23 protein-coding genes are annotated in these 25,084 nt (G+C 52.8%); all 23 read right to left on the bottom strand.

All coding sequences use genetic code 11. The annotated features are described in order from the left end of the window. Positions 1-318: 318 nt before the first annotated feature. The 23 genes from lysS to SBI19_RS27695 all read right to left on the bottom strand — a co-directional run bounded on the left by lysS (position 319) and on the right by SBI19_RS27695 (position 24,767). Positions 319-1,845 (bottom strand): lysine--tRNA ligase, encoded by a 1,527-nt coding sequence (gene lysS / locus SBI19_RS27805; protein WP_317972781.1) that lies wholly within the window; start codon positions 1,843-1,845, stop codon positions 319-321. 140 nt (positions 1,846-1,985) lie between these two features. Next, positions 1,986-2,462, bottom strand: coding sequence for a transcription elongation factor GreA (gene greA, locus SBI19_RS27800; RefSeq protein ID WP_317972780.1), 477 nt, complete (start codon positions 2,460-2,462; stop codon positions 1,986-1,988). A 212-nt stretch (positions 2,463-2,674) separates the two neighbouring features. Then, positions 2,675-3,703 carry a tRNA dihydrouridine synthase DusB gene (dusB, locus tag SBI19_RS27795; protein WP_317972779.1) on the bottom strand — a complete coding sequence of 343 codons (1,029 nt, stop codon included), beginning with the start codon at positions 3,701-3,703 and terminating at the stop codon, positions 2,675-2,677. A gap of 45 nt (positions 3,704-3,748) precedes the next feature. After that, entirely contained in the window at positions 3,749-3,961 is a 213-nt protein-coding gene (locus tag SBI19_RS27790; protein WP_317972778.1) for a helix-turn-helix domain-containing protein, read from the bottom strand. Then, positions 3,943-4,470, bottom strand: coding sequence for a 2-amino-4-hydroxy-6-hydroxymethyldihydropteridine diphosphokinase (gene folK, locus SBI19_RS27785; RefSeq protein ID WP_317972784.1), 528 nt, complete (start codon positions 4,468-4,470; stop codon positions 3,943-3,945). The genes SBI19_RS27790 and folK overlap by 19 nt, the downstream gene beginning before the upstream one ends. Beyond that, complete coding sequence (gene folB / locus SBI19_RS27780) at positions 4,448-4,834, bottom strand: dihydroneopterin aldolase (protein WP_317972777.1); 387 nt, start codon at positions 4,832-4,834, stop codon at positions 4,448-4,450. The genes folK and folB overlap by 23 nt, the downstream gene beginning before the upstream one ends. A 114-nt stretch (positions 4,835-4,948) precedes the next feature. Then, positions 4,949-5,788: a dihydropteroate synthase gene (gene folP, locus SBI19_RS27775; protein WP_317972783.1), complete on the bottom strand. Its 840-nt coding sequence runs from the start codon at positions 5,786-5,788 to the stop codon at positions 4,949-4,951. 28 nt (positions 5,789-5,816) lie between these two features. After that, positions 5,817-6,695, bottom strand: coding sequence for an aminotransferase class IV (locus tag SBI19_RS27770; RefSeq protein WP_317972776.1), 879 nt, complete (start codon positions 6,693-6,695; stop codon positions 5,817-5,819). Further along, the gene (gene pabA / locus SBI19_RS27765; protein WP_317972775.1) at positions 6,692-7,273 is read right to left on the bottom strand and encodes an aminodeoxychorismate/anthranilate synthase component II; all 582 of its coding nucleotides are present in this window, start codon (positions 7,271-7,273) and stop codon (positions 6,692-6,694) included. Before pabA ends, SBI19_RS27770 begins: the two co-directional genes overlap by 4 nt. 16 nt (positions 7,274-7,289) lie before the next feature. Continuing rightward, on the bottom strand, positions 7,290-8,864 hold the full coding sequence (locus tag SBI19_RS27760) for an anthranilate synthase component I family protein (protein ID WP_483312348.1): 1,575 nt from the start codon (positions 8,862-8,864) through the stop codon (positions 7,290-7,292). A 160-nt stretch (positions 8,865-9,024) separates the two neighbouring features. Next, positions 9,025-9,963: a cysteine synthase A gene (gene cysK / locus SBI19_RS27755; protein ID WP_317972774.1), complete on the bottom strand. Its 939-nt coding sequence runs from the start codon at positions 9,961-9,963 to the stop codon at positions 9,025-9,027. 212 nt (positions 9,964-10,175) lie between these two features. Then, a complete protein-coding gene (locus tag SBI19_RS27750) occupies positions 10,176-11,126 on the bottom strand; it encodes a peptidylprolyl isomerase (protein WP_317972773.1) in 951 nt (316 codons plus the stop codon). An 18-nt stretch (positions 11,127-11,144) separates the two neighbouring features. Further along, complete coding sequence (gene hslO / locus SBI19_RS27745; RefSeq protein ID WP_317972772.1) at positions 11,145-12,044, bottom strand: Hsp33 family molecular chaperone HslO; 900 nt, start codon at positions 12,042-12,044, stop codon at positions 11,145-11,147. A gap of 75 nt (positions 12,045-12,119) precedes the next feature. Then, the gene (locus tag SBI19_RS27740) at positions 12,120-12,911 is read right to left on the bottom strand and encodes a type III pantothenate kinase (RefSeq protein WP_317972771.1); all 792 of its coding nucleotides are present in this window, start codon (positions 12,909-12,911) and stop codon (positions 12,120-12,122) included. A 3-nt stretch (positions 12,912-12,914) separates the two neighbouring features. Continuing rightward, the gene (nadC, locus tag SBI19_RS27735) at positions 12,915-13,772 is read right to left on the bottom strand and encodes a carboxylating nicotinate-nucleotide diphosphorylase (protein WP_317972770.1); all 858 of its coding nucleotides are present in this window, start codon (positions 13,770-13,772) and stop codon (positions 12,915-12,917) included. Next, positions 13,765-15,378, bottom strand: coding sequence for an L-aspartate oxidase (gene nadB / locus SBI19_RS27730; RefSeq protein WP_317972769.1), 1,614 nt, complete (start codon positions 15,376-15,378; stop codon positions 13,765-13,767). The genes nadC and nadB overlap by 8 nt, the downstream gene beginning before the upstream one ends. Before the next feature lie 36 nt (positions 15,379-15,414). Further along, positions 15,415-16,353 carry a quinolinate synthase NadA gene (gene nadA, locus SBI19_RS27725; protein WP_317972768.1) on the bottom strand — a complete coding sequence of 313 codons (939 nt, stop codon included), beginning with the start codon at positions 16,351-16,353 and terminating at the stop codon, positions 15,415-15,417. A 253-nt stretch (positions 16,354-16,606) separates the two neighbouring features. Continuing rightward, complete coding sequence (locus SBI19_RS27720) at positions 16,607-18,217, bottom strand: glycoside hydrolase family 26 protein (protein WP_317972767.1); 1,611 nt, start codon at positions 18,215-18,217, stop codon at positions 16,607-16,609. Positions 18,218-18,722: 505 nt separating this feature from the next. Beyond that, entirely contained in the window at positions 18,723-20,753 is a 2,031-nt protein-coding gene (gene ftsH / locus SBI19_RS27715; protein WP_317972766.1) for an ATP-dependent zinc metalloprotease FtsH, read from the bottom strand. Positions 20,754-20,855: 102 nt separating this feature from the next. Beyond that, the gene (gene hpt / locus SBI19_RS27710) at positions 20,856-21,395 is read right to left on the bottom strand and encodes a hypoxanthine phosphoribosyltransferase (protein ID WP_317972765.1); all 540 of its coding nucleotides are present in this window, start codon (positions 21,393-21,395) and stop codon (positions 20,856-20,858) included. Between the two features lie 234 nt (positions 21,396-21,629). Continuing rightward, positions 21,630-23,078, bottom strand: a complete 1,449-nt coding sequence (tilS, locus tag SBI19_RS27705) for a tRNA lysidine(34) synthetase TilS (RefSeq protein WP_317972764.1) — start codon at positions 23,076-23,078, stop codon at positions 21,630-21,632. A gap of 47 nt (positions 23,079-23,125) precedes the next feature. Then, positions 23,126-24,058 carry a serine/threonine protein kinase gene (locus tag SBI19_RS27700; RefSeq protein WP_317972763.1) on the bottom strand — a complete coding sequence of 311 codons (933 nt, stop codon included), beginning with the start codon at positions 24,056-24,058 and terminating at the stop codon, positions 23,126-23,128. Next, entirely contained in the window at positions 24,042-24,767 is a 726-nt protein-coding gene (locus SBI19_RS27695) for a vWA domain-containing protein (protein ID WP_317972762.1), read from the bottom strand. Before SBI19_RS27695 ends, SBI19_RS27700 begins: the two co-directional genes overlap by 17 nt. Positions 24,768-25,084 lie beyond the last annotated feature (317 nt).

Here is a 25,084-nt window from a genome sequence, read left to right as displayed (position 1 = left end):
AGTTTTCAAAGAACAATTTCGACAACTTTTACATCTTATCAGATGTTAATCAGTGTGTCAAGCGTTTCTTTTTGTTTTTGTTTCGACAACGTTCATTATCTTATCACATGATCGTGTGTCTTGCAAGCTTTTTATAAATCTTATTTCGAAGTTATTCACTTCAAAATTTGATTCTTTTAAGCTCGCCGGCGTTATGTTTCTTGGCCGGAATTAGAATATACCATAGGCATTACACCCAATGCAACCCCTAATTTGAAAAAAGCTCGGATTTCAAACAAAAAGCCGACTGCACACTGCAGTCGGCTTTTTGTACTTTATCTATTCACCAGCACGGTGTCGCATATGAGGGAACAGCAGAACGTCGCGAATAGACGGCTGGTTCGTCAGCAGCATAACGAGACGGTCGATCCCGATGCCCAGACCGCCAGTAGGCGGCATACCATACTCAAGCGCACGGATGAAGTCATCATCCATTTCATGTGCTTCGTCATTGCCATGCTCACGCTCAAGCAGCTGTGCTTCGAAACGCTCGCGTTGGTCGATTGGATCGTTAAGCTCCGTAAAGGCATTCGCATGCTCACGCGCTACGATGAACAGCTCGAAGCGATCCGTGAAGCGCGGATCCAGCTCGTTCTTCTTCGCCAGCGGCGATATTTCAACAGGATGGCCTGTAACGAATGTAGGTTGAATAAGCGTATGCTCGCAGAAATGCTCGAAGAACGCATTCAGGATATGGCCCGTTGCCCAATGTTTCTCGACTGGCACCTTGTGCTCGCGTGCTGCAGCATGTGCTTCTTCGTCCGTAATTTGCGAAGCGAAGTCCACGCCTGTTGCTTCTTTAACGAGATCAACCATCGAAACACGACGCCATGGCGTGCCGAGATCTACTTCGTATTCACCATAAGGAATAACAGTCGTGCCAAGCACCTCTTGCGCGATATGCTTCACGAGGTTCTCTGTCAGCGCCATGATGTCCTTGTAGTCCGCATACGCTTCGTACAGCTCGATCATCGTGAACTCTGGATTATGGCGAGTCGAAATACCTTCATTACGGTATACGCGGCCAATCTCATAAACCTTCTCCAGGCCACCAACGATGAGGCGTTTCAGGTGAAGCTCGATTGCAATACGCATGTACAGCTGCATATCGAGTGCATTATGGTGCGTAATGAATGGACGAGCGGAAGCTCCGCCTGCAATGCTGTGCAGCGTTGGCGTCTCCACTTCGAGGTAGCCGAGCGAGTCCAGGTAACGGCGCATCGACTGGATAATCCGCGAACGTGCAATAAACGTCTGTTGGACGTCTGGGTTCGTGATCAGGTCGACATAGCGCTGGCGGTAACGAAGTTCAACATCCTTCAGACCATGGTGCTTGTCCGGAAGCGGCAGAAGCGATTTCGTCAGGACGACGATTTCTTTCGCCTTAACGGACGTCTCGCCCGTGTTCGTCTTGAAGACGACACCGCGCACGCCAACAATATCGCCGATATCGAGCAGATCGAAGGCAGCATATTGCGTTTCGGAGAGCGTATCTTTACGAGCGTAGATTTGGATTTTGCCGGACAGGTCTTGAATATGCGCGAACGACGCTTTACCCATGCCGCGTTTTTGCATAATGCGGCCGGCAAGCGCTACTTCGACATGCTGCTCCTCGAGCTGTTCTTTCGTTGCTTCTTCATTAGCTGTAATGATGTCCTTGGCGTAATGCGTACGCTCGAACTTGCTGCCGAATGGGTCTACACCTAGACCGCGCAGCTCGTCCAGTTTGTCGCGACGGATTTGCAAAAGTTCACTAAGCTCTTGTTGTTCTTGTTGATCCTGTTGTTGCTGTTGGTTCTGATCCAATGTAACCACTCCTAAACGGTTGACGCCGACGCTATAGCCTTATCGGGGCAAGACAAGGAGGCGCTAAAATGCACGCGAGTCTCACTTACGAACGAAAAAGCTTCCAAGGGAAGCTTTTTCGAAAGGGCCGTGCGCAAACCTTATTTTTTGATTTCAAGAATTTTATATTGAATGATGCCGGCAGGGACGTTAACTTCGACGGTTGCGCCGACTTTTTTGCCCAGAATCGTCTTGCCTACCGGGCTTTCGTTGGAAATTTTGTTGTTAAGCGGATCGGATTCTGCCGTACCAACGATCGTGTATTCCACCACATCGCCGAACTCCAGATCTTCCACCGATACCGTGGAGCCGATGCTTACCGTATCCGTATCGATATCATCGTTGTTGATGATACGAGCGTTGCGCAGCATTTTCTCAAGCGTAATAATACGTCCTTCGATGAATGCTTGCTCGTTCTTCGCGTCCTCGTATTCCGAGTTCTCACTGATGTCACCGTATCCGATGGCAACTTTAATCCGTTCTGCCACTTCGCGGCGTTTCACCGATTTGAGGTTTTCAAGTTCCTCTTCCAACTTCTTCAATCCATCTTGAGTCAGAATAACCTCTTTATCGCTCATCTTGTGATTCTCCTGTCGTGTGACATATTTTCATACACCGTCGGTTGCCTGTATGAATTCACCATTACTTAATATATTACGCAAAGCCGACCCCATGTCGCATCGATTGGACACGCAATGAAGCGCTTGCTCGTGTTTATATTGCTTGATTATATTGCAGTATCACATCAAATGTCAATCAAAGCCAGCCCCTTGCGGGGCCCCGCTTCTGCCTACTGTGCGGCCGCCTCGTCATCCGACCATTTGACGGATATCGGCTTATGTGCATCCTCTGGAAGCGAGTCGATGTACTGGTTCAGGACCGCTACCATGTTATCACGGCCTGTCTCTTCCATGATGTTGTCCTTGATGCGAGCCGACCCCGGCAGGCCTTTCATATACCAAGCCATATGCTTGCGCATTTCGCGTACCGCAGTCGATTCGCCCTTCAGGCTGACAAGACGGTCCATATGCAAAATGGCAATCTCCATCTTCTCCTTCGGGGTCGGATCCGGCAGCAGCTCGCCGTGCGTCAAGTAATGAACCGTACGATACAGCATCCAAGGATTGCCGAGTGCGCCGCGTCCGATCATAACCCCATCCACGCCCGTATGCTCCAGCATCCGCTTCGCATCCTCTGGCGAGAATACGTCACCGTTGCCGATAACAGGGATGGATACGGCTTCCTTAACCTCTTTTATAATGTCCCAATTGGCTTTGCCTGTATACAGCTGCTCGCGCGTACGGCCGTGAACGCTCACTGCGCTGCCTCCAGCGCGTTCAACTGCCCGAGCATTCTCAACGGCAAAAACATGCTCGTCATCCCAACCGATACGCATCTTAACCGTAACCGGCTTATCGACTGCTTCCGTTACTGCCGATACCATCTCATAGATCTTATTCGGATCAAGAAGCCAACGCGCCCCCGCGTCGCACTTCGTTACTTTCGGAACCGGACATCCCATATTAATGTCGATAATGTCAGCATTCGTCTGCTTGTCGACGATCTTCGCAGCTTCTACGAGCGACGCACGGTCGCCGCCGAATATTTGCAAGCTAAGCGGCTTCTCCCGCTCATCGACGAAGAGCATCTCCATCGTTCTTTTGTTACCATGCAGAATCGCTTTGTCACTTACCATCTCCGCACAGACGAGCCCTGTTCCGAACTCCTTGGCAATAAGACGAAAGGCCGGGTTGCAAACGCCTGCCATCGGCGCAAGCACGACATTGTTCTTCATCTCGATGTTTCCGATTTTCAGCATGCTACTCGTAACTCCTTCCGTTATATTGCTAACCTCTTATATTGCCTAGGATCCGCTAATTCGAATTAACTCATTGTAGTCAATCCCGAGCGTATCCGCAATGCTGGAGAGCAGCTTCGGATCCGGCTTACGTGTACCCCGCTCCAACGATCCAAGTACCGCCACCGATACATCGAGCCGCTGTGCGAGCTCCTGCTGGGTAAATCCTTTCAACTTACGAAAAGCGCGGATGCGCTGTGCTAGCAGATCGTTATCCATCGCTTGATGCCTTCCTTTCCGTCCTCACGGGCCGTTGTGGCAGATTGCTCTACCGCCGCGCGAAGCGGATGCGTCTTCGTCAGCACGTCGCAAAGCGGCACCAAAACAAATGCTCGTTCCATCATTCGAGGATGCGGCAGTGTCAGCCGCTGCGTATCCATCGATACTTCTTCGTACAAAAGCAAATCCAGATCAACCGTTCGAGGGCCCCATCGAATATCTCGCACACGACCAAGCTGCTGCTCAATATCAAGCAATTCGGTAAGTAAGTCATCAGGCTCAAGCGACGTCCGAACGGCAACAGCCATATTCAGAAACGCCGGTTGATCCGTATAACCAACCGGGTCTGTCTCGTAAATATCCGACACACGCTCGACCTGAATGCCTGCTCTGGCTGATAACTCTTCAATTGCTTGTCGCAGCGTCCGTTCCCGGTCACCTAAATTCGAACCGAGTGCTACGTAAGCTTCTTTAAGTCCCGTCTGACTAGACGGGAACGATTGTACCATGTTCATCCCGCTTTCTGCGAAGCTCGACCGTTACCCCGTCGAAGAAAATCTCGAACGGCGGATTCGGCTTCGTGACACGAACCGTCACTTCATTGAGACTAGTATAAGACTGTAGAAGCCGCGTTGCAATGGCGCCGGCCAGCGCTTCGATCAGCTTAAACGGCGGGCCCCCCACAATCTCCTTCGTAACCGCATGAAGCTCTGCGTAGTTAATCGTGGCGTCCAGATCATCCTCTGCCGCTGCGCGAGACAGATCCAGCTTCAGTTCCAGTTCCACCTCGAACTTCTGTCCGAGCTTATTCTCTTCCGCGTATACGCCATGATAACCGAAAAAACGCATCGCTTTCAATGTCATCGTATCCATCTGTACGTCTCTCCTTAAAGCAAGTTGCTTGCTTCTCGATGTCACTACATTGCAAGCAACTTGCTTGCTTCGTAAGCATCCGCTTAGCAGATCGCTCGCCTCGCGAGCATACACTTACCCGTGTTTACGATCGCGGTAAACAATCGCGTCAGTCATCATCGCCGTCCGCTTGATCGCCTTAACGTCATGGACGCGCACAATGCCGCAACCTTGCGCAATGCCTAGCGTAACGGTCGCAGCCGTACCTTCGATACGTTCATTCACCGGCACACCTCCAAGCGCTTGACCAATGAAGCCTTTGCGCGAAGTACCCAGAAGCACAGGATAACCGAGCGCGGCGAGATCGGATAATCGGCCCATCATGGCAATGTTCTCTGCGTAATCCTTCGCGAAGCCGATACCCGGGTCGAGCCAGATCTGATCATCGCGAACGCCCGCTTCATGGGCAATACGGGCACTCTCCTGCAGATCAGCAAGGACATCCGCGATAAAATCCTCATAATCCCGTTCAGGACGGTTATGGTTAACGATGACAGGGCAGCCGAATTCGGCAACAACCTTCGCCATCTCGGGACTATACCGGAGGGCCCAAATATCATTCACGATATGAGCCCCTGCTTCGAGTGCATGGCGGGCTGTCTCCGCCTTGTAGGTATCGATCGACAGCGCCATCTGCGGAAGCGCCTCACGCAGCGCACGGATTACCGGCACGACCCGACGAATTTCTTCTTCCTCCGGCACTGGCGTGAAGCCAGGCCGCGTAGACTCCCCGCCAATATCAATGATATCCGCGCCTTCCGCAGCCATCTGTTTAGCCCGTTCTACTGCTGCGCTGATATTGTCATACCGTCCTCCGTCGGAGAAGGAATCAGGCGTTGCGTTCAAAATGCCCATGATAAGCGTTCGTCTGCCAAGCTCCAGCGTAACTCCGCCATTTAATTGGACCGTGCGCATGGCTGGTTGATGTTCGTTGATGTTCACGCTAATCCCCCTTGCTGCAATCTTGTCGATAGCCGGCCAGCAATTGCCGATGAATCGGGCCAGCCTGTCCGCTGCCTACTCGATGTTGTTGTCCGTCAGAATCAGTCAATGTCGTAATTGGAATCAACTCCTGAATGGAGCTTGTAATCCAAACTTCATCCGCTTCGATCAAATCGTTCCACCGATATAATCCCTCTTCAACCGGGAAACCTGCTGCTGCGGCCAGTTCCATGACCCGCTCGCGCGTGATGCCCGGCAATATCCCTGCCTCAAGCGATGGCGTACATACTCGACTATCGCGTACGAAAAATAGATTGCTGACGATTCCCTCCGACAGATAGCCTTCCTTGGTCAGCAGAAGGCCTTCCGCTCCTGCCGAAGCGCCTGCGCTCAGCAGCTCTTGCTTGGCGATTATATTATTCATGTAATGCAGCGATTTTAAGCGAATATCGCCTTCGGGCGTATTCCGCACGGTGTGCAGCAGTCTTAGTTCCCGCCCTTGTTCATAAACAGACGGCGGCGTCGCCGGCAGCTGCTTCACGAGCAGCCAGGCGTTCGGCTTCTCATAAGCTCCTGTCGGCAAACCAAGTCCTTCATCGCCGGCAGAAACGGTCATACGCACATAAGCATCCGCGAGTCCATTAGCCGCCATTACTTGAACAAGCCACTCCCGAATCATGCTTTCGTCAGGCCTATAATTAATCTGCAACGCGCGACATCCGTCCAGCAGCCTCCGAAGATGGCGATCCAGCAGATGCGGCTGCCCGCCGTAAGTGCGAAACGTCTCGAACAACCCGAGACCGTACAAAAAGCCGTGGTCGAAAACGCCGACCACAGCTTTCTCCGCTTCTATAACGGAACCGTTGTATCCGACCTTCATCGCGCTGCGCCTGCTCGCAAAGAGAGGAAGTTACGCAGCATGTTCAAGCCGTTCTCCGTAATAATCGATTCCGGGTGAAATTGTACGCCTTCAATCGGATATTCTTTGTGACGCAGACCCATGATCTCGCCTTCCGCCGTCTCTGCCGTAATCTCAAGGCAGTCCGGCAGCGTCTCGCGCTTCACGATAAGCGAGTGGTAGCGAGTTGCCGTGAATGGGGATGGAATTCCTTCGAAGATCGTCTTGCCGTCATGCAGAATCTCGGATGTCTTGCCATGCATCAGCTTCTCCGCCCGCACGACGTCACCGCCGAATGCTTGTCCGATCGATTGATGGCCCAGGCAAACGCCGAAGATCGGAATCTCGCCCTTGAATCGATCGATAACCGCGAGGCTGATGCCCGCTTCATTCGGCGAGCATGGTCCTGGCGAGATCAAGATGTGATCCGGCTCAAGCGCTGCGATGTCGTCCAATCCAATCTCATCATTCCGTTTGACGACGATGTCTTCGCCCAACTCGCCTAAGTATTGCACCAAATTGTACGTAAACGAGTCATAGTTGTCGATAACTAGAATCATGTCGACTCTCCCCCTTCTATTTCACCTTAGCAAAGCGTTCGCCGAGCCCAATGGCCTTCCACAGCGCCTTCGCTTTGTTAAGAGATTCATAATATTCCCGCTCCGGAATGGAATCGATGACGATCCCAGCTCCAGCCTGGATATGAACAACGCCGTCTTGAACGGTCATCGTTCTGATAATTATATTAAATTCCATATTGCCACAGTAGTCAATCCATCCAAGCGATCCTGTATACGGTCCGCGGCGAGTCGGCTCCAGCTCTTCGATGATTTCCATCGTTCGAATCTTAGGAGCGCCTGTAATCGTCCCGCCCGGGAATGTCGCTGCAATGACATCGAATGCATCCTTACCCTCCGCAATCTGACCCTCTACTTGGGAGACGAGGTGCATGACATGCGAATAGCGTTCGATGACCATCAGTTCCTCCACATGCACTGAACCGTATTTCGAAATGCGGCCAAGATCGTTGCGCTCCAAGTCGACGAGCATGATGTGCTCCGCTCGCTCCTTCTCCGACTCGAGAAGCTCACGTTCCATCGCAGCATCTTCTTCCGCCGTCTGTCCACGACGCCGAGTGCCGGCGATCGGCCGCGTCGCCAGCAATCCATCGCGAAGCTCGACGAGTAATTCCGGCGAGCCGGATACAAGCTGGAAATCGGGACAGCGCATGAAGCCCATGTACGGCGAAGGGTTAACGAGCCGCAGCCACTCGTAGAGCTCCTCTGCGGGTATCGCCACCTTTTTGCTCTGACGAAGCGATAAATTGACCTGGAATACATCTCCTTGACCGATATACTGCTGAATGCGGCGAACCGCGTCCTCATATGCAGCTCTGCCGAACGGCGAGAACGTGTCCTTCACCGCTTCCACGTTAACAGCCAGCGATTCTTCCTCTAATGTACGCAGCCGCTGTTCACGCAGCTTTACGGCCTCCACAGCGGTTGGCTCTGAGCGATCCCCGAACTGCCTCGTCCAGAAAGCCGCCATCTCTTCCGTCCTTGTCAACGCCTGTTCGAACCGCGTACGCAGCTCCTGCTCCGTCAGGTCAGCGTTCACAGCCGTGTTCACAGCGCAGTAGAGCGCACCCTCTTCTCTATCCACGATCCATAACTCATCGAAGCGCATGAATACATAATCCGGCAGACCTAAATCGTCATTCGCCTGTACCGGCAGCCGCTCAATGGAACGAATAATGTCATAGCTCCAAAAGCCTGCACAGCCACCCGTCCATTTGGGACCACCTTGGAGCGCCGGACCGATGTATGATCGCATCCAACGTCTGACCACATCGATCGGTTTGCCCTGCCACTCCGTCGTTCCACCGGCTGTACGGCCCGTCCAATCCGTCAACGTTGCATGCTCGTCCTTGCCTTGAATGACCGATGCCGGTTGAAGCCCTAAATAAGTATACCGGCCGTCCTTGCCGCTCTCCAGCACGATCGAATATGGACCTGCGCTGTGCCACGCTGATTCCCATGAAGCAACTGTACTGTTATCCAAGCCGATCAACGGCTGCTTGCGAAGCATCGGCAAGGTTGTATAGGTCCGTTCTTTATGCCATTGAAGCCACTGCTCCCAGTCGATGATCACCTTCGTCTACCCCCGTTCCTACTGCCAATTCCGGCTATTTCGCCTAGTATACAGAATCGGAAGTAAAAAGAAAAGCCGCATGGCATCTCTTGGCCATACAAGCATAAAGGTCCCCCATTCGGAGGAATGGAGGACCCTAATCATTCTAACGATAATAAAATTAGTTCTCGAAGTTGAAGAGCGGTGTGCTCAGGTAGCGCTCACCGTTCGAAGGAACGATTGCAACCACGCGTTTGCCTTTGCCAAGCTCTTTCGCCACTTTCAGAGCTGCAAAGATAGCAGCGCCGGAAGAAATACCGCACAGGATGCCTTCTTCGCGAGCAGCGCGGCGCGCCGTCTCGAATGCATCATCGTTCTCAACCGTAATAATGCCGTCATAGATCTCACGGTTCAAGATGTCGGGAATGAAGTTCGCACCGATACCTTGAATTTTGTGAGGACCTGGCTTACCACCGGACAGAATCGGCGATGCAGATGGCTCAACTGCGTATACTTGAATGCCTTCGAAGTTCTGTTTCAACACTTCGCCTGCACCGGAAATCGTACCGCCCGTACCGATACCAGCGATGAATGCATCCAGCTTGCCGTCAAGCGAGTTGATCGCTTCAACGATTTCTGGACCCGTCGTTTCACGGTGAACTTTCACGTTCGCTTGGTTCTTGAATTGCTGTGGCATGAAGTAGCTTGGGTTCTCTTGAGCAAGCTCTTCTGCTTTCTTAACTGCACCGTTCATGCCTTCGGATCCTGGCGTCAGGACCAGATCAGCACCGTAAGCGCGAAGCAGGTTGCGGCGCTCAAGGCTCATCGTCTCAGGCATAACGAGAATTGCTTTATATCCTTTAGCAGCGGCTACCAATGCCAGACCGATACCCGTGTTACCGCTCGTTGGTTCAACGATCGTATCACCTGGTTTCAGAATGCCTTCCTGCTCTGCTGCTTCAACCATGCTGATCGCGATGCGATCCTTAACGCTTGCGCCCGGATTCTGGTACTCAAGCTTTACATAGATTTCTGCGCTGTCTTCAGGCACAAGACGATTGAGACGTACAAGCGGTGTATCCCCGATCAGTTCTGTAACACTTTGAACAATCTTAGCCATTGATAAACTGCCTCCTTATTCCGACTAGTTCAGTTGGTTTTACTAATTCCAATCTTATCAACGTGCTATGAAATTGTCAATACCTTCTTTCCTATGGATTCCAGTTGAAACGAGTGTCGTCAGCATTTAAACGCCGCAGTACGTTTCATTCTGAAGAAATATAGGCTTACATGCGAAATGAAAGACTATAAATCCATATACTTCCATAAAAATCAAGGCATTGACGGGCGTGCATTATACTGGGCAAGAAGTGCATCCTCAACCTGCGGCAGCGGATCAGCGAGCTCAAGCGCCGCTCTGCGGTACGCTTCATCGATCAACCGATCTCCTGCCAGCCCCCCGTGTTCACGGCGCTCGTCCAAACGAATGACCGCATAACCGCCATCCGTATGAATTGGGCCGCCGATCTCGCCAACCCCTAGTCCAACAGCCGTGTCCAGCAGCGCCTTCTCGATAAACGGATCATCCGATTCGATCAGGCCCAAATCTCCGCCGCTATCGGCCGTGAACGTATCAATAGAGTCGGACAACGCTAACTGCTCGAAGTCTTCCCCGTCTTCAAGCCGCTGAAGAATGCGGTTCGCTTCTGTTCGTGTCGATAGCAGGATCCACCGTAGATGAAGCTCCGTTGCGCCTGCAAATTCAGCCGCATGCTCGTTTATGTATGTATTCACCTGCTCGTCTGATACCTGCACGTTGCGAATGGCGATTTGCTCCAACAGCAAGTTGTAAGAAGCATCGTCCTCGATATCCTGGCGCGACAATCCTAACTGAGTCTTCATCGCTTCATAATAGTCGGTCTCCGATTCATAACCATCCATCATCCGGGACAGCTCCGCATGGAGCTGCTCCGGCGTTATGACTAAGCCGCTTGCTGCAGCCTCTTGTTTCACCGCTTCGCGAAGCATTATCGTCCGAAGCGTCTCTTCCCCATATCGGCGTCGCAATTCCTCATCGAGCTCTCGCTCAGTAATTGTACGATCGCCGACTACCCCTACTGTCGATCCGCTCTCCTGCCCTTTGCTTGCCCCCGATTTCTCGGAGCCGTCAATGGCCTTCACCCGAAGGAACGGTACGTAATGGCTCGTTACAACGACAGCAACGACAATCATACATAGTGCCTGAAGGGATACCAGTCCCCGCAGCAATCGGTCTTTCTTCATCCCCGTCAAACCCTTCGATTATTGGAGGGGCTTCGGCTTCGCTTGCTCGAGCAGATGCTGCAGCTGTTCACTATCAAACGTGTAGGTCTCATTGCAGAAATGGCATACGACTTCGGCTTTTCCGTCTTCCTCTATGATTTGTTGCAGTTCATGCTGACCCATGCTGATCAACGTCCGTTCCATGCGCTCGCGCGAGCAGCGGCAGTTGAAATGCACATCTGTCGTATCGTGCACCGTCAGGTCATCCCCAACAAGGAACTTCAATATCTCTTCCGGCGTCTCTCCTTGGTCGAGGAGTGCAGTGACTGGCGGCATGACGCTTACAGCCTGCTCCAACCGTGTTAGCTCTTCCTCCGTCAGTCCCGGAAGAACCTGTACAATGTAGCCGCCTGCATGCAGTACGGAACCATCCGTATCTACAAGCACGCCAAGTCCAACTACCGATGGCGTCTGTTCCGATACAGCGAAATAATAAGTGAAATCTTCTGCCAGCTCGCCCGATACGATTGGAGAGCTGCCGCGATAAGGTTCCTTCAGACCGAGATCCTTGATGATATGGATATAGCCGCTGCGGCCGACTGCACCCGCAACGTCCAGCTTACCCTGCGAATTGCTAGCCATATGGACTTGTGGATGATCCACATAACCGCGCACATTACCCTTTGCATCTGCATCAACTACGATCTGACCAATGGGTCCGTCGCCTTTGACCTGAATGGTAAGCCTTTCTTCGCCTTTAAGCATCGCGCCCATCATGGCACCGGCTGCAAGCGTACGTCCGAATGCTGCCGTCGCTGTTGGAAAAGTGCCGTGTCTGCGCTGCAGCTCACCGACAAGGTTCGTTGCCCGAATCGCGAACACCCGAATACGGCCGCCCCATGCGGTACCTCGCAATAAAATGTCTTGTTGTGCTTCCATGATCGGATGCCTCCTTACCTCTTGCTTTATTTAATAAATGAGAAAACCTCTATCGAGGTCTTAATTCTTATGTGGTTATGCTTCGCCTGTTGTTCCCGCGTTGTCCTGATTCCGTTCATAAATGATACGCAGGCCTTCGAGCGTCAGCAGCGGATCAACCTCTTCAATCGTCTCCGACTCTGCTGCGATCAGATCAGCCAGTCCGCCTGTCGCAACGACACGCGGCGAAACACCGAACTCTGATTTGATACGACGAACGATTCCATCCACTTGTCCGGCATAGCCGAAAATGATGCCCGCCTGCATCGACGTAATCGGATTGCGGCCAATGACGCTCTTCGGTCGAACAAGCTCGATGCGAGGCAGCTTCGCTGCACGTTGATACAGCGCCTCAGTCGAGATACCGATGCCTGGCACAATAGCGCCGCCCAGATAGCTGCCCGTCGCGTCGATATAATCGAACGTGGTTGCCGTACCGAAGTCAACGACGATAAGCGGCTTGCCGTATTTCTCAATGCCGGCCACGGAATTGACGATACGGTCCGCACCAACCTCGCGAGGGTTCTCGTATCGGATATTCAGACCGGTCTTCACGCCAGGACCAACGACAAGCGGTGCCTTGCGCATATATTTGATGCACAGCTGCTCCAGTGTACGCATAAGCGGCGGCACGACGCATGAAATAATGACGCCGTTCACCTGCTCAATGGACAAGCCGGACAGATGAAGCAAATTATAAATCGAAAGACCATACTCATCTACAGTTGCGGAACGATTCGTGCTCAGCCGCCAATGATGCAGCAGCTCTTTGCCGCGATAGACGCCAAGCACAATATTGGTATTGCCTACATCTACTACGAGAATCACGCTTTACGCCCCGCCCTTCTTCTCATTCAAGTCGAGACTAATATCAAGCGCATTGAATGAATACGTCAGACCGCCGACGCTGATCACATCAACGCCCGTCGATGCAATGCCGCGCACCGTCTCGAGACGAACGCCGCCGGAAGCTTCCGTAATAACATGCGGCGAATGCGACTTCACATAACGAACGGCTTCCGTCATCGCTTCCAGGCTCATATTGTCGAACATAATAATGTCCGCACCGCTATTCAGCGCTTCTTTAATCTGCGCCATCGATTCGGTCTCGACCTCGATCTTCATCGTATGTGGAATGCGTGCCCGCGCCCGTTCTACCGCTTCACGGATGCTGCCGGCTCCCTTGATATGATTGTCCTTAATCATGACTGCATCATACAAGCCGAATCGATGATTCGCGCCGCCGCCTACACGAACGGCGTACTTCTCGAGCATACGATGCCCCGGCGTCGTCTTACGGGTATCAACCAGCCGCGTCGGCAGTCCCTCGAGAGCGTCGACGAACGAACGCGTCTTCGTCGCAATGCCCGACAGACGCTGCATAAGGTTAAGAGCCAGCCGCTCACCGGTCAGCAGACTGTGCGTGCTGCCTTCCGCTTCTGCGATGACCGTCCCTTTAGCAACATGGTCGCCATCTTGTACAAGCGCTTGATATACAATACCCGGATCGACGATTTCGAACACAAGCTTCGCAATATCGAGGCCTGCTATAATACCGTCTTCCTTCACATGGATAACAGCCTTCGAACGGCTGTCCGCTGGGATGGTCGTCTCCGTCGTAATATCGCCCATGCCGATATCTTCAGCCAGCCAAGCACGTATCTGCTCGCGCAGCGCGTAATCATACATCGTGAATCCGCTCCTCTGTAACTCCATATTCCCGGTGCAGCACCGTATGCTTGCGCCAATGCTTGTCGTCCCGTTCCGGGAAGTCCTCGCGGGCATGCGCGCCGCGGCTCTCCTCACGCAATAACGCGCCCTCTGTCGTCAGCAATGCGCATGTCAGCAGGTTCGCGAACTCATACTCTTCCCGCTTCGTCAGCACGCTCTGGAAAATCGGCAGTTGCCGCTTCAGCTCCTCGAAGCCTCTAGCAAGCCCCTCTCCACTGCGGCGCAGGCCGACATAACGAACCATTACCTTCTGCAGCTTCAGCCTACGCTCGACGACAGCTTGAATCGGCACGCCGTTGCGATCCGCTTCATAATGAACCGAAGGCGAGAACGTCAGCGGCGACAGACCCGCAATGCGGTCAACAATCCGTCTGCCGAATACAATCGCTTCAGACAACGAATTGCTCGCCAGTCGGTTCGCGCCATGCACGCCTGTCGATGAAACTTCGCCGCAAGCGAACAGTCGTTTAATGTTCGTCTCGCCATTGAGATCCGTCTTCACGCCGCCCATCGTATAGTGCATCGCCGGCGCAACCGGAATCCAGTCCGTTGTCAAATCCAAACCGTATTGTAAGCAGTATTCGTAAATCGTCGGAAAACGATGCTTCACCATCTCTTCCGACTCATGTGTAATGTCCAAATAAACGAATGTGGATTTCGTCTCTTCCATCTCGCTTACGATCGCGCGCGCGACAACGTCACGCGGTGCAAGCTCCAGCTGTTCATGATAGCGATCCATGAACCGCTCACCCTTAATATTGCGCAGGTAAGCACCTTCGCCGCGAACCGCCTCCGAAATCAAGAAGCGAGGTGCGCCTGGATAGCACAGCGACGTCGGGTGGAATTGGAGAAATTCCATATCTCTTATGTAAGCACCTGCGCGGTAAGCCATCGCTACACCGTCGCCAGTTGCCACGTCAGGGTTGGTCGTATACCGATACAGCTGGCCAGTGCCGCCGGAGCATAGAATGGTCGCTTTGCCGCGTACGAATAAACGGCTGCCGTCCGGCTTCTGTACAATTGCGCCGCAGCACTCGCCATCTTGCGTTACAAGATCGATGACAAAGTGGTCGTCCCACACGTCGATGCCGTCCATTGCAATTGCTTTCTCCGACAGCGCGCGTACGATTTCATAGCCTGTTGCATCGCCATTGGCATGCAGAATGCGCCGCTGACTATGCGCGCCTTCCTTCGTCAGAGCGAATTCGCCGTTTTCCCGGTCGAACTGCGTGCCCATCCGAATCAGGTCGTTCACGCCGTCTGGCCCTTCATGAACGAGCGCCTCGACTGCATCGCGGTCACAGAGTCCCGCTCCTGCAATGAGTGTGTCTTCGCGATGGTAAGCCGGGGAATCATCCTCGGAAATAACCGCGGCGATTCCCCCTTGTGCGTAACGCGTATTGCTGTCCATCAGCGACTTCTTCGTAATCATGAGCACCGAGCCCAGCTCGCTGGCTTTAATAGCGGTAAAAAGACCGGCGATGCCGGCCCCAATAACGATTACATCTTTATCTACAACCGGCAGTTCATCCAGTCGTACATCAATTAGATAATTAGGGATCATAAGGACAGATGCCTCCAGGTCACTAGGGTGCGATCACTATTTCACTTGCAGCATACGCTCGAGCGATTGCCGAGCCTTATCAGCGACTGCAGGCGGCACATAAACTTGCGGCTGCATCGTCTCCAGGCATTTGACAAGCTTCTTCAAGTTGTTGACCTTCATGTTCGGGCATACCAAGTACTTCGTTGCAAAATGGAACGTCTTGTTCGGGCTGTCGACCCGCAGCTGATAACCCGTACCGTCCTCCGTACCGACGATGAACTCTTGGCAGTCGGAGTTCTTGCAGTATTCCAGGATGCCGGTCGTGCTGCCGACAAAGTCGCCAAGCGCAACTACCTCTGGACGGCACTCAGGGTGAACGACGAATTGCGCATTCGGGTACTTCGCTTTCATCTCTTCTACATCTTTAACCGTCAGCATATCGTGCGTGTTGCAGTAGCCTTCCCAGATGATCATCTTCTTGTCCGTATGCTGCTGGACATAGTGTCCGAGGTTCTTATCCGGTACCCAAATAATCTCGTCGGACTCAACCGAGTTGATGACCTTCAGCGCATTGGACGACGTGCAGCAAATGTCCGTCTCTGCCTTAATCTCTGCCGAAGAGTTAATGTACGTTACTACCGTAGCATTCGGGTGCTGTGCCTTCAGCTTGCGAAGACCATCCACGTTAACCATGTCCGCCATCGGGCAGCCTGCACGTTCATCCGGAATAAGGACTGTCTTGTTCGGTGCAAGAATCTTAGCGCTCTCGCCCATAAAATGCACGCCGCAGAACACGATAACATCCGCGTCCGTAGCTGCAGCCTTCTGAGCAAGCAGGAACGAGTCGCCGCGGAAATCCGCTACCTCTTGAATTTCATCCCGTTGATAGTAGTGCGCAAGAATAATAGCGTTACGCTCTTTCTTCAACTGCATGAGTCGTTCGCGCAGCTCGCGGTTCTGCTCTGCTTTCCGTTCCAATGCCAATGCTTCCATCGGTAGGTCTCTCCTCTTCGCGCGGTCTTTTATTCATAAATATGATGGACTATGTGAATTCGTGCACATACTTTGCCGCCGCTTAATTTATAGTGTGAACAAAAGATGAATGTTTATAGTTAACATTAAATGTACACATTGCGGCGAACGCTGTCAATTACTAGATCATAGCAAGAGCGTCCAACTTTTCAACCAAATCGTTTGTATACAAATAGACGCCGCCGCCTCGAATCGAAGCAGCGGCGTCTTCCTTCTATTTGACCGTAACGTTGGTCTTCTGCGTCGTAGCGAGCTTGCCCTTCGTATCGTATGCCTTCACGACGATCTCGATCTTCTTGCCCTTATATGGCTTGAAATCGATCGACGCTGCCCATGGCACATCATTCGCCGTCGCGACTACTTTGCCGCCAATCTCGTACGTCACCTTGCTTAGCATCGGCGTCCATGCCTTCACATAAGCGGAAACTTTCTGCGGAGCTGCATTTAGCGTTGAGCCGTTGATAGACCGGTAAGCGATTGGCGACTCTTCGCCAACATTGCTCAAATAGAACGGACTGGCAATCGACTTCTTATAGGCGCTGAGCAGCTTATCGTTGGCGGACAGCATGTAATATTTGACCCGATTGGAACTGTCATGGTTGCTGTCGAACCAGAACACCCCTTTGACCTTCGGATAAAGCAGCGGCAGCGATGCATAGAACTGCTTCATCTGATAGTTAGCCCAGAGCGTCTTATCCTGCAGCTTCTCAGGATACATATACGACACGCCGCCTTCAGAGATGAAAACGGGTTTACGCTGTGCATACTGCTTATAAATATAGTCGAACTTCTCAATGTGGCTGGCACGGTCTTCGCCCTTCTTCAGTGGATCAAGCGTCGGAGTGAAAATCGTATACAAACTGACGCCTACCCAATCCACATAGGCATCGCCTGGATAATAATCGTTGATCGTGTACTCCGGTACCCGGTCAGGCGCCCATACCATCGCAACATTGTCTGGTGCGATCTTATGAATCACATTGGCTACGAGACGGAACTTCTCCTTATATTTCTTCGGCTCGTCATGCCACGGCACCCAGTCGCCGTTCATCTCGTTCGCGAATCGGAGGAACACCGGAATGCCCGCATCCGCAAGATCCTGTGCGAACTGGCGCAGATACTCGTCATCCTGAACCTCATCGAGCCCCTTCATTGGCTGTAATCCGATCTGGATCGCTGTTCCCGCCGCTTTCGCATGTTCGATATGACTCTTAAGCACAGACAACGGCTTGCCATAATTAAAATACAGCAGGTATGCAGCATGCTTCTTGCCTGTCAGCTGCTCGAAACCTTCCGTATAGAACGGCCTGCCTGTGGCCGCATTATGTACAGCAGGATCCAGCTCGGCATATGCACCCAGCAGCGCCCCATTCTTCGGCTCGAAAATCTCGCCATGCGTATTCGCATTGCCGAAGGCGCCCGCGTTCGTCTCGACGAACAGCTGCGCTCGGCTGCGCAGCGCATCCGCCTTCCGCTTCGCCGCAATGCTCACCTGCGTCTGTCCAGCCTTGTCGGCATACAGCGCTTCTTTATCCCAGTTAGCGACTGCTTCATCATATTTGCCAAGGTACGAATAATCCGCACCAATATTGCGGTACATGTTCGTAGCGTTGCCATACTCGCCCTGCTTTACGAACTCCGCAGCAGCAATCTGATACTTTGCAATAGCCTCTCCATATTTGCCCTTCGCGTCCAGCTGCTGAGCTTCCTTGTAGATGCCCCATACATTAAGCGCATAGGCGCTTCCAGCCGGTACGGCCACTACAACGATAACTGCTGCAATAACGCCTAGTGCAATAGACCTTAAGCGGTAACCCTTAACCATGCCATAACTCCCCCATGTCCTACTTATGTCATGAGGATAAGTTTACCACGCAGCCGCTAATTCCTGAATAAGGATTTATGCTCACGATCTCTAACCACCTGGAATTTTCTACCCACCTAAATCCTCCCTGCTAGGGAGGACCCCCGGGGTTTCCAACCCCGGGACCCCGGGATGAGGCGAATGTGTTAAGTGTGGGCGTGTAACCTAGCTCCGTGCTGAGAGTCGTGTGCCCCGTTGGGGCACAACTTTTGTTCGAGCGTGTTGCCCGAGCCTTACCACCTCGCGACCAGAGAATAAAGAACGTGTGATGGAAAGAGGCGCGCACATGTAACTGCCTGCTTCGAGTCACGTGCTCCGATGGGGCACAACTTTTGTTCGAGCGGTTTCTGGGGCGCCCCTTTAATTACCACAGTACCCAGCAAGGTACCTGTAATAATTACGTGAACTAGTTTTTTGAATACAAAAAAGCTGCTGTCCTGTTAAGGACAGCAGCTTGGGTTGATGACTATTCGTTCTTATCCGGGTCTGAGCCCGTGCCTCGATCGTCGTCGCCGGCTTTGTCGGTCGTGTCGCTGACAGGCGTCGAGGATTCTTCGGAATCCTTCGTCTGAATGCGGACCTTCACGCCGCCGATCGTATCGACCTTCACGTCGGAACGGAATTCTTCCGTAGAAGCCGTCGTTTCTCCCTCAGGCAGTTCGCCAGTCAGCGAGCCCGTCTCGATCAGACGTTTGATCTGATCCAGCTCGAGCGTCTCTTCGCTAAGCAGCGTCTGCGCGATGAGATGCATTTCCTTCGACTTCTCGGTAAGCAGCTTCTTCGCACGATCGTAGCACTCGTTAATGAAGTACTGCATCTCTTGGTCGATTTGATAAGCGATCGTATCCGAGTAGTTCTGCTCGTGGCCAATATCGCGTCCGAGGAACACTTGACCTTGGCTGCTGCCGAACTGCATCGGGCCGAGCTTATCGCTCATGCCGTATTCCATGATCATGCTGCGCACGATGCTCGTTGCTTGTTTGAAGTCGCTGTATGCGCCGGTGCCGATCTCGCCGATGAAGATTTCTTCTGCGACGCGGCCGCCGAGCAGACCCGTTACTTTATCAAGCAGCTCCTGCTTCGTGACAAGCATGCGATCTTCCTTCGGCATCATGATGACGTAACCGCCAGCCTTGCCGCGAGGAATAATCGTAACCTTGTGTACCGCATCGGCATGCTCCAAGAAGTAGCCGACGATCGTATGGCCTGCTTCGTGGTAAGCAACAATCCGCTTCTCGCGGTCACTGATTACGCGGCTGCGTTTCTCCGTACCGACGATGACACGGTCAATCGCTTCATCGACCTCAACCATAGCGATATCTTTCTTATTGCGGCGTGCTGCGAGGAGCGCCGCTTCATTGAGCAGGTTCTCCAGGTCTGCGCCTGTAAAGCCTGTCGTACGTTTAGCGATGATGTCCAGCTTAACATCCTTGGACAACGGCTTGTTGCGCGCGTGTACTTTCAGTACCGCTTCGCGGCCCTTCACGTCTGGACGGTCTACCGTAATTTGACGGTCGAAACGGCCTGGACGTAGAAGTGCAGGGTCTAGAATATCAGGGCGGTTCGTTGCTGCGACGATAATGATGCCTTCGTTCGCACCGAAGCCGTCCATCTCAACGAGCAATTGGTTCAGCGTCTGTTCGCGCTCGTCATGTCCGCCGCCGAGGCCTGCGCCCCGCTGACGACCAACGGCGTCAATCTCATCGATAAAGATAATGCAAGGCGCGTTCTTCTTCGCGTTCTCGAACAAGTCGCGGACGCGAGATGCGCCGACGCCGACGAACATTTCGACGAAGTCAGAACCCGAAATGCTGAAGAACGGTACGCCTGCTTCGCCTGCAACGGCGCGGGCAAGCAAAGTTTTACCGGTACCCGGAGGGCCTACAAGCAGAACACCCTTCGGAATACGTGCGCCAACGGCTGCGAACTTGCGAGGATCCTTCAGGAACTCAACAACCTCAACGAGCTCTTGCTTCTCCTCATCAGCACCGGCAACGTCCTCGAACGTTACGCGCTTCTTCTCTTCGTTATACAGTCGTGCACGGCTCTTGCCAAAGTTCATTACCTTGCCGCCGCCACCCTGCGCTTGATTCATTAAGAAGAAGAACAGGATAAAGATGATCACGAAAGGAATGATGGATGTCAGCAGCGTGAGCCACATGCTCTCGCCCTTCATCTTCTTGTACTCTAGCTCAATGCCATTCTTAGATGCTGCATCGTCGATTTCTTTCGTAACGAATTCATCGACGCTCGTGCGAGTATAGAATTGCTTCTTGTTGGCTTCCGGCGGCTTCTTATATTCACCAGTGACCAAATAGGAATAGCCATCAAATTGAAGTTCTAAACTCTTGACATTGTCCGTTTGAAGCGCTGTTCTGAACTCATCGTATCGAATTTCGGCCGATGAGTCGTTTTGGCTGCTAATAAATTGGACAATCCCCACGGTCACCAAAAAAATAAGTAGATAAAATCCAGATGTCCGGATGATTCGATTCATCCCCAACCTCCTCTCGAGACGCTCTAAATATTTTACCATAGCATGACTTTCCATCACAACACGAGACGGGGTCATACTGAGGTGATCCTAATCGGGTACTGCTTACTTGCTGTATACTTCCGGCTTCAGAATGCCGACGAACGGCAGGTTGCGGTAATGCTCGGCATAGTCGAGCCCGTAGCCTACGATAAATTCGTCTGGCAGCGAGAAGCCTTTGTAGTCCGCCTCCAGCTCAACGGTACGGCGTGCCGGCTTGTCGAACAAGGTGACAACCGTTACCGATTTCGCGTTGCGGCGCTCCAGCACATCGATTAGGTAGCTGAGCGTCAGACCGCTGTCAATAATATCTTCGACGACGAGCACCTCGCGTCCTTCGACCGTGACATCAAGATCTTTAATGATTTTGACAACGCCGGAAGACTTGGTCGAGGCACCGTAGCTTGATACCGCCATGAAATCGAGCTCTACTGGTATACTTAATTGTTTAACCAGATCCGCCATGAAAATAAACGCGCCTTTCAAGACGCAAATAACGAGCGGGTTACGCCCTTCAAAATCTTGGCTGAGCTGCGCGCCAAGCTCCTTGACCTTGTTCTGAATGGTCTCAGCATCAAACAGTACTTCTTGGATATCGTTTAGCAATTTAAAGCCTCCTAAAGGTTTTGCGAATTACTGCTGCGATCCATTATAGGATTGCATGTGAAGCAAAAGCTGCTTCGTAAGCATAAACTTGGTTTTGCGAATTACAAATGTGATCCGGTTAGGATTACATGGTGAGCAAAAACTGCTTCGTAAGCATCAGAACCGTTATTGCACACTAGCAGGTGAACAAGTTCAATCGCTCGTAGCTTATATGTATGATCATACAAGGGCCGCTTATTCAAGGTTCGTGTTGCGGGGTACGGCTTGAATTCGTAATACGTTCGCCGTCCTCGCATCCGTTAATGCGATTGCGGAGCGTCTTGCTCCCGGAATCCACAGCACTTGCCCGGCCGCATCAACAAGCAGCGGCATTCGGTCTCGCTCTGATGGCGGGATTTTCAGATCAACGAACATATCTTGCACTTTTTTCGTGCCGTTTAATCCAACTACGCTCATCCGATCGCCCGGCCTGCGATTGCGGACAGTTAATGGAAACAAGAGCTGGCCCGCATCAAAATCAGCACAATATCGCCCTCGCTCATCGGCTGCTGCGACTGCATTCGTCAGCCTAAGCGACAATCCCCCCTCTGGAACGTCCACGACGTCGTCCATCGCTTCAATTGTGTACGCATATGGCGGCCAATTGGACTTGCGTGAATGCGGCTCACCGGTCAACCATCTCAGCCTGTCGTATTCGCGATAAAATCGAATCCCTCCTCCTGCATCCGTCTGCCATGTGGTTGGAGACAGCGCAAGCGCGGCGTGCCGAATGGCCTCGATCCGCTCGAAATCCGCTTTATCGCCAGGCGTTAACCCAGCTGTTTCCATCGAGAGATAGTTTAATATTAGTTTAATCAATCTTCTTTGTAAAGCAATCGGGAGGCTGGCCAAATCCGCTCTTCGCAGCTCACAGAAAGACCCAGCCTTACAAGCCGCCAATCGATCGAATGCACGCTGCGTCTCTTCCTGCATCCACTGATCCTCGGCCGATGCAATCTCGGCTAGCCGGTTCAAAGATGCACCTAGTTGAGGGTTGTACTGCTCCAGATAAGGCATGACATCAAGCCGCAGCTCGTTGCGGAAATAATCGCGTTTCTCATTGCTGCTGTCTATCGCGTAAGGAATGCTGTGAATCGCAGCGTAGGCAGTCAGCTCTGCTTTGTTTATACGAAGCAGCGGGCGGATCAGTTCCACATTTTTATCTCGGCGTTTGACTGAAATTCCGGCGAGCCCGCCGGTTCCCGTCCCGCGCAGCAGCCGCATAAGAACGGTCTCCGCCTGATCGTCAGCGTGATGAGCAAGGGCGATGCGGGAAGCCCCATGGCGCCTGGCAACCTCATGCAGAAATTCGTACCGTTTGATCCGAGACGCCTGCTGTCCGTTCATACCTGTTTCTTCTATAAAAGAAGGCATATCGAGCGTAATCGCTTCGAACGTGATGCCGAGCTTCGCCGCGAATGCGCGGACGAGCTCCGCTTCAGCTGCCGATTCTCGTCCGCGGAAGCCGTGGTCGACATGAGCCGCCACCAATCGCAATTGTTCGGCACCCGATATGGCATGCAGCAGATGCAGCATAACCATCGAATCGGGTCCGCCCGATACAGCCGCAACGATGCATTCCCCTTCACGCCACAGCTCATGCTCATTCTTGAACGCCAACAGGCGCTTCACCCATTCGTCCATGCTAACCTTCCCCTCGAAGTCTCGCTGTTACGCTTCTCCCCACCCGTCTACCATTCGATCCACAACCATAGTGCAGCACTTGCAGCAGCGCCGGCTGACAGCATGAACATCCACTTCAACCAGGGCGGCACCGGCTGACCACTCTTCAGCGTATCGGATCGGCTGACGAGCCGCTGCCATGACGCCGATGCTTCGCGCGCGTTAGCGAACCCGCCCGTCATCGCCTGATTGAGCCAGCCGGTGAACGGACGAAGCGCCGGCTGCTGCTGAACGAGCTTCAGCAGCTCCTCAGGCGAACGGTTCTGCGGCAGCAACTGACGGGTGAGCAGCTGCAAATGTTTGCTGTCGTGCAGCTGAATGCACAGCAGCGCGAACGAGAACAGGTCATAGCCGGCATCCGCTGTTCGGCTGCCGGCATTCCAATAGCCGCGGTCGTAAATTTCGGTAAATTGTCGAACGCTCTTCCCGAATCCTGTCAGACCGCCGTAATCGACGAGCTCGACCCGGCCGTATTCGGCTACGAGAATATTCTCGACCTTCAGGTCGCCGAACGCCCAGCCTGCATCATGCAGATCGGACAGCATGCGGAGCAGGTTATAGCCAACGAGCGGAAACCATTCCGCCCCTTCCTTGGCCAGAAATTCTGCCAGCGTTACGCCGCGGACATAGCGCATGACATAGAACGGATACTCACGGCCGTCCGGCATAACCAGATCGTCGACGTCGACAAGAAACGGCTCGATTTCCGGCCGTTTCGTTCTTTTCTGCAAATCGAGCGACTGCAGTACATTAATCTCCGATTGGAGGTCAACCGCATCGGCTCCGACCTTCAGCGCATACCATGCCTTGTGCCGTTCGACGAGAAACACTTTGCCGTTGGCGCCTTCTCCTAACAATCGCTCGACGCGGTATTGCTTCCCTTTCCACTTGCCGGCTGCAACCGATCCGCGGTTAAGGCTGAACTTAAACGACGTAGTCACTCATCATCCCGTCCGTTTCATCTCTGCTCTTTCTACCATAATCCCCTTGCCGGTAAAAATCAATGACCTGCATAATCGCCGGTCCTGTCGGTGTCGTCCCTCGCATTTGCAATTTAGGGAAGATCGCCTGAACGCCGGAGAGGTTATTCGTCCAGTCGAGATCAAGCGTACAGTCATCGCCGTACGACGAGCCTGGAAAATGAAACACAGCCAATTCGCTCGCCCCCTGCCTCGCCTGCAGGCTGAGCATCAGATCGCGGATCGCTTCTTCTACCGCCGACAGCTTCGGCTTCATGCTGGCGCTCGCATCAATCAATAGCGCAACGCGCAGCTTCGACGTCTCGCCGAGCTCGTCGATAACGCGGACGACCTCGCCCCGCTTCTCTGGCGGGAGCGACTCGATCGACGTCTGTCCGAACACCTGACGCAGCTCCTTCTGCACCGCCTGCTGAATGGTCTGTACGACCGTTTTGCGCGTCATCATCTGTACGGTCTGCGACAGCTGCTTCGTATTCACAAGCCGGCTCATGCCGCCGCCCGCCCGGGCAATCTCCTCGATCTCCGTTGCGCCAAAATCACCGACCTCGCCCCGATCGACGACGCCGACCACATTCACCGTAATTCCTTCCGCATAAGCATGCGCAGCCGCGACAACCGGGCTGACGCCAACATTCGAGCAGCCGTCCGTAACGAGTAGAATTTGTTTCATACCTTGGCCTCCTAACTTTTAAGTGCGTGTTCAAAAGTACACTGCCTATGAATCTTCGTGATCAGAAGCGAACTTTTTGAACTTCCCTTTATGGTGCTGAGGTTAACGAATATATGCTTCTCTCTACCAGCGTTGCCCGTTAACGAGGTTTTTAGACGCTAGTTTTCAACCATAAGGAGGAGGTTAATGGACGGTTGCATCATAAAACTGTTCCGGCGAAAAAGCAAAGAAGCCCGTAGCATACGAGCGCCATGCTGAAGTGCACCCCTTATAGTGGACATTGGAAAAACACCCTGGTGTTTATGCCGATGTAATAC

Origin of the sequence: Paenibacillus sp. CCS19 (genome assembly GCF_033239625.1) — a bacterium.
In the GTDB taxonomy this organism is placed as follows: Bacteria; Bacillota; Bacilli; order Paenibacillales; family Paenibacillaceae; genus Paenibacillus_T.
The sequence above is the reverse complement of the archived record's forward strand: the minus strand, read 5'-3'. Positions and strand labels throughout refer to the sequence as shown.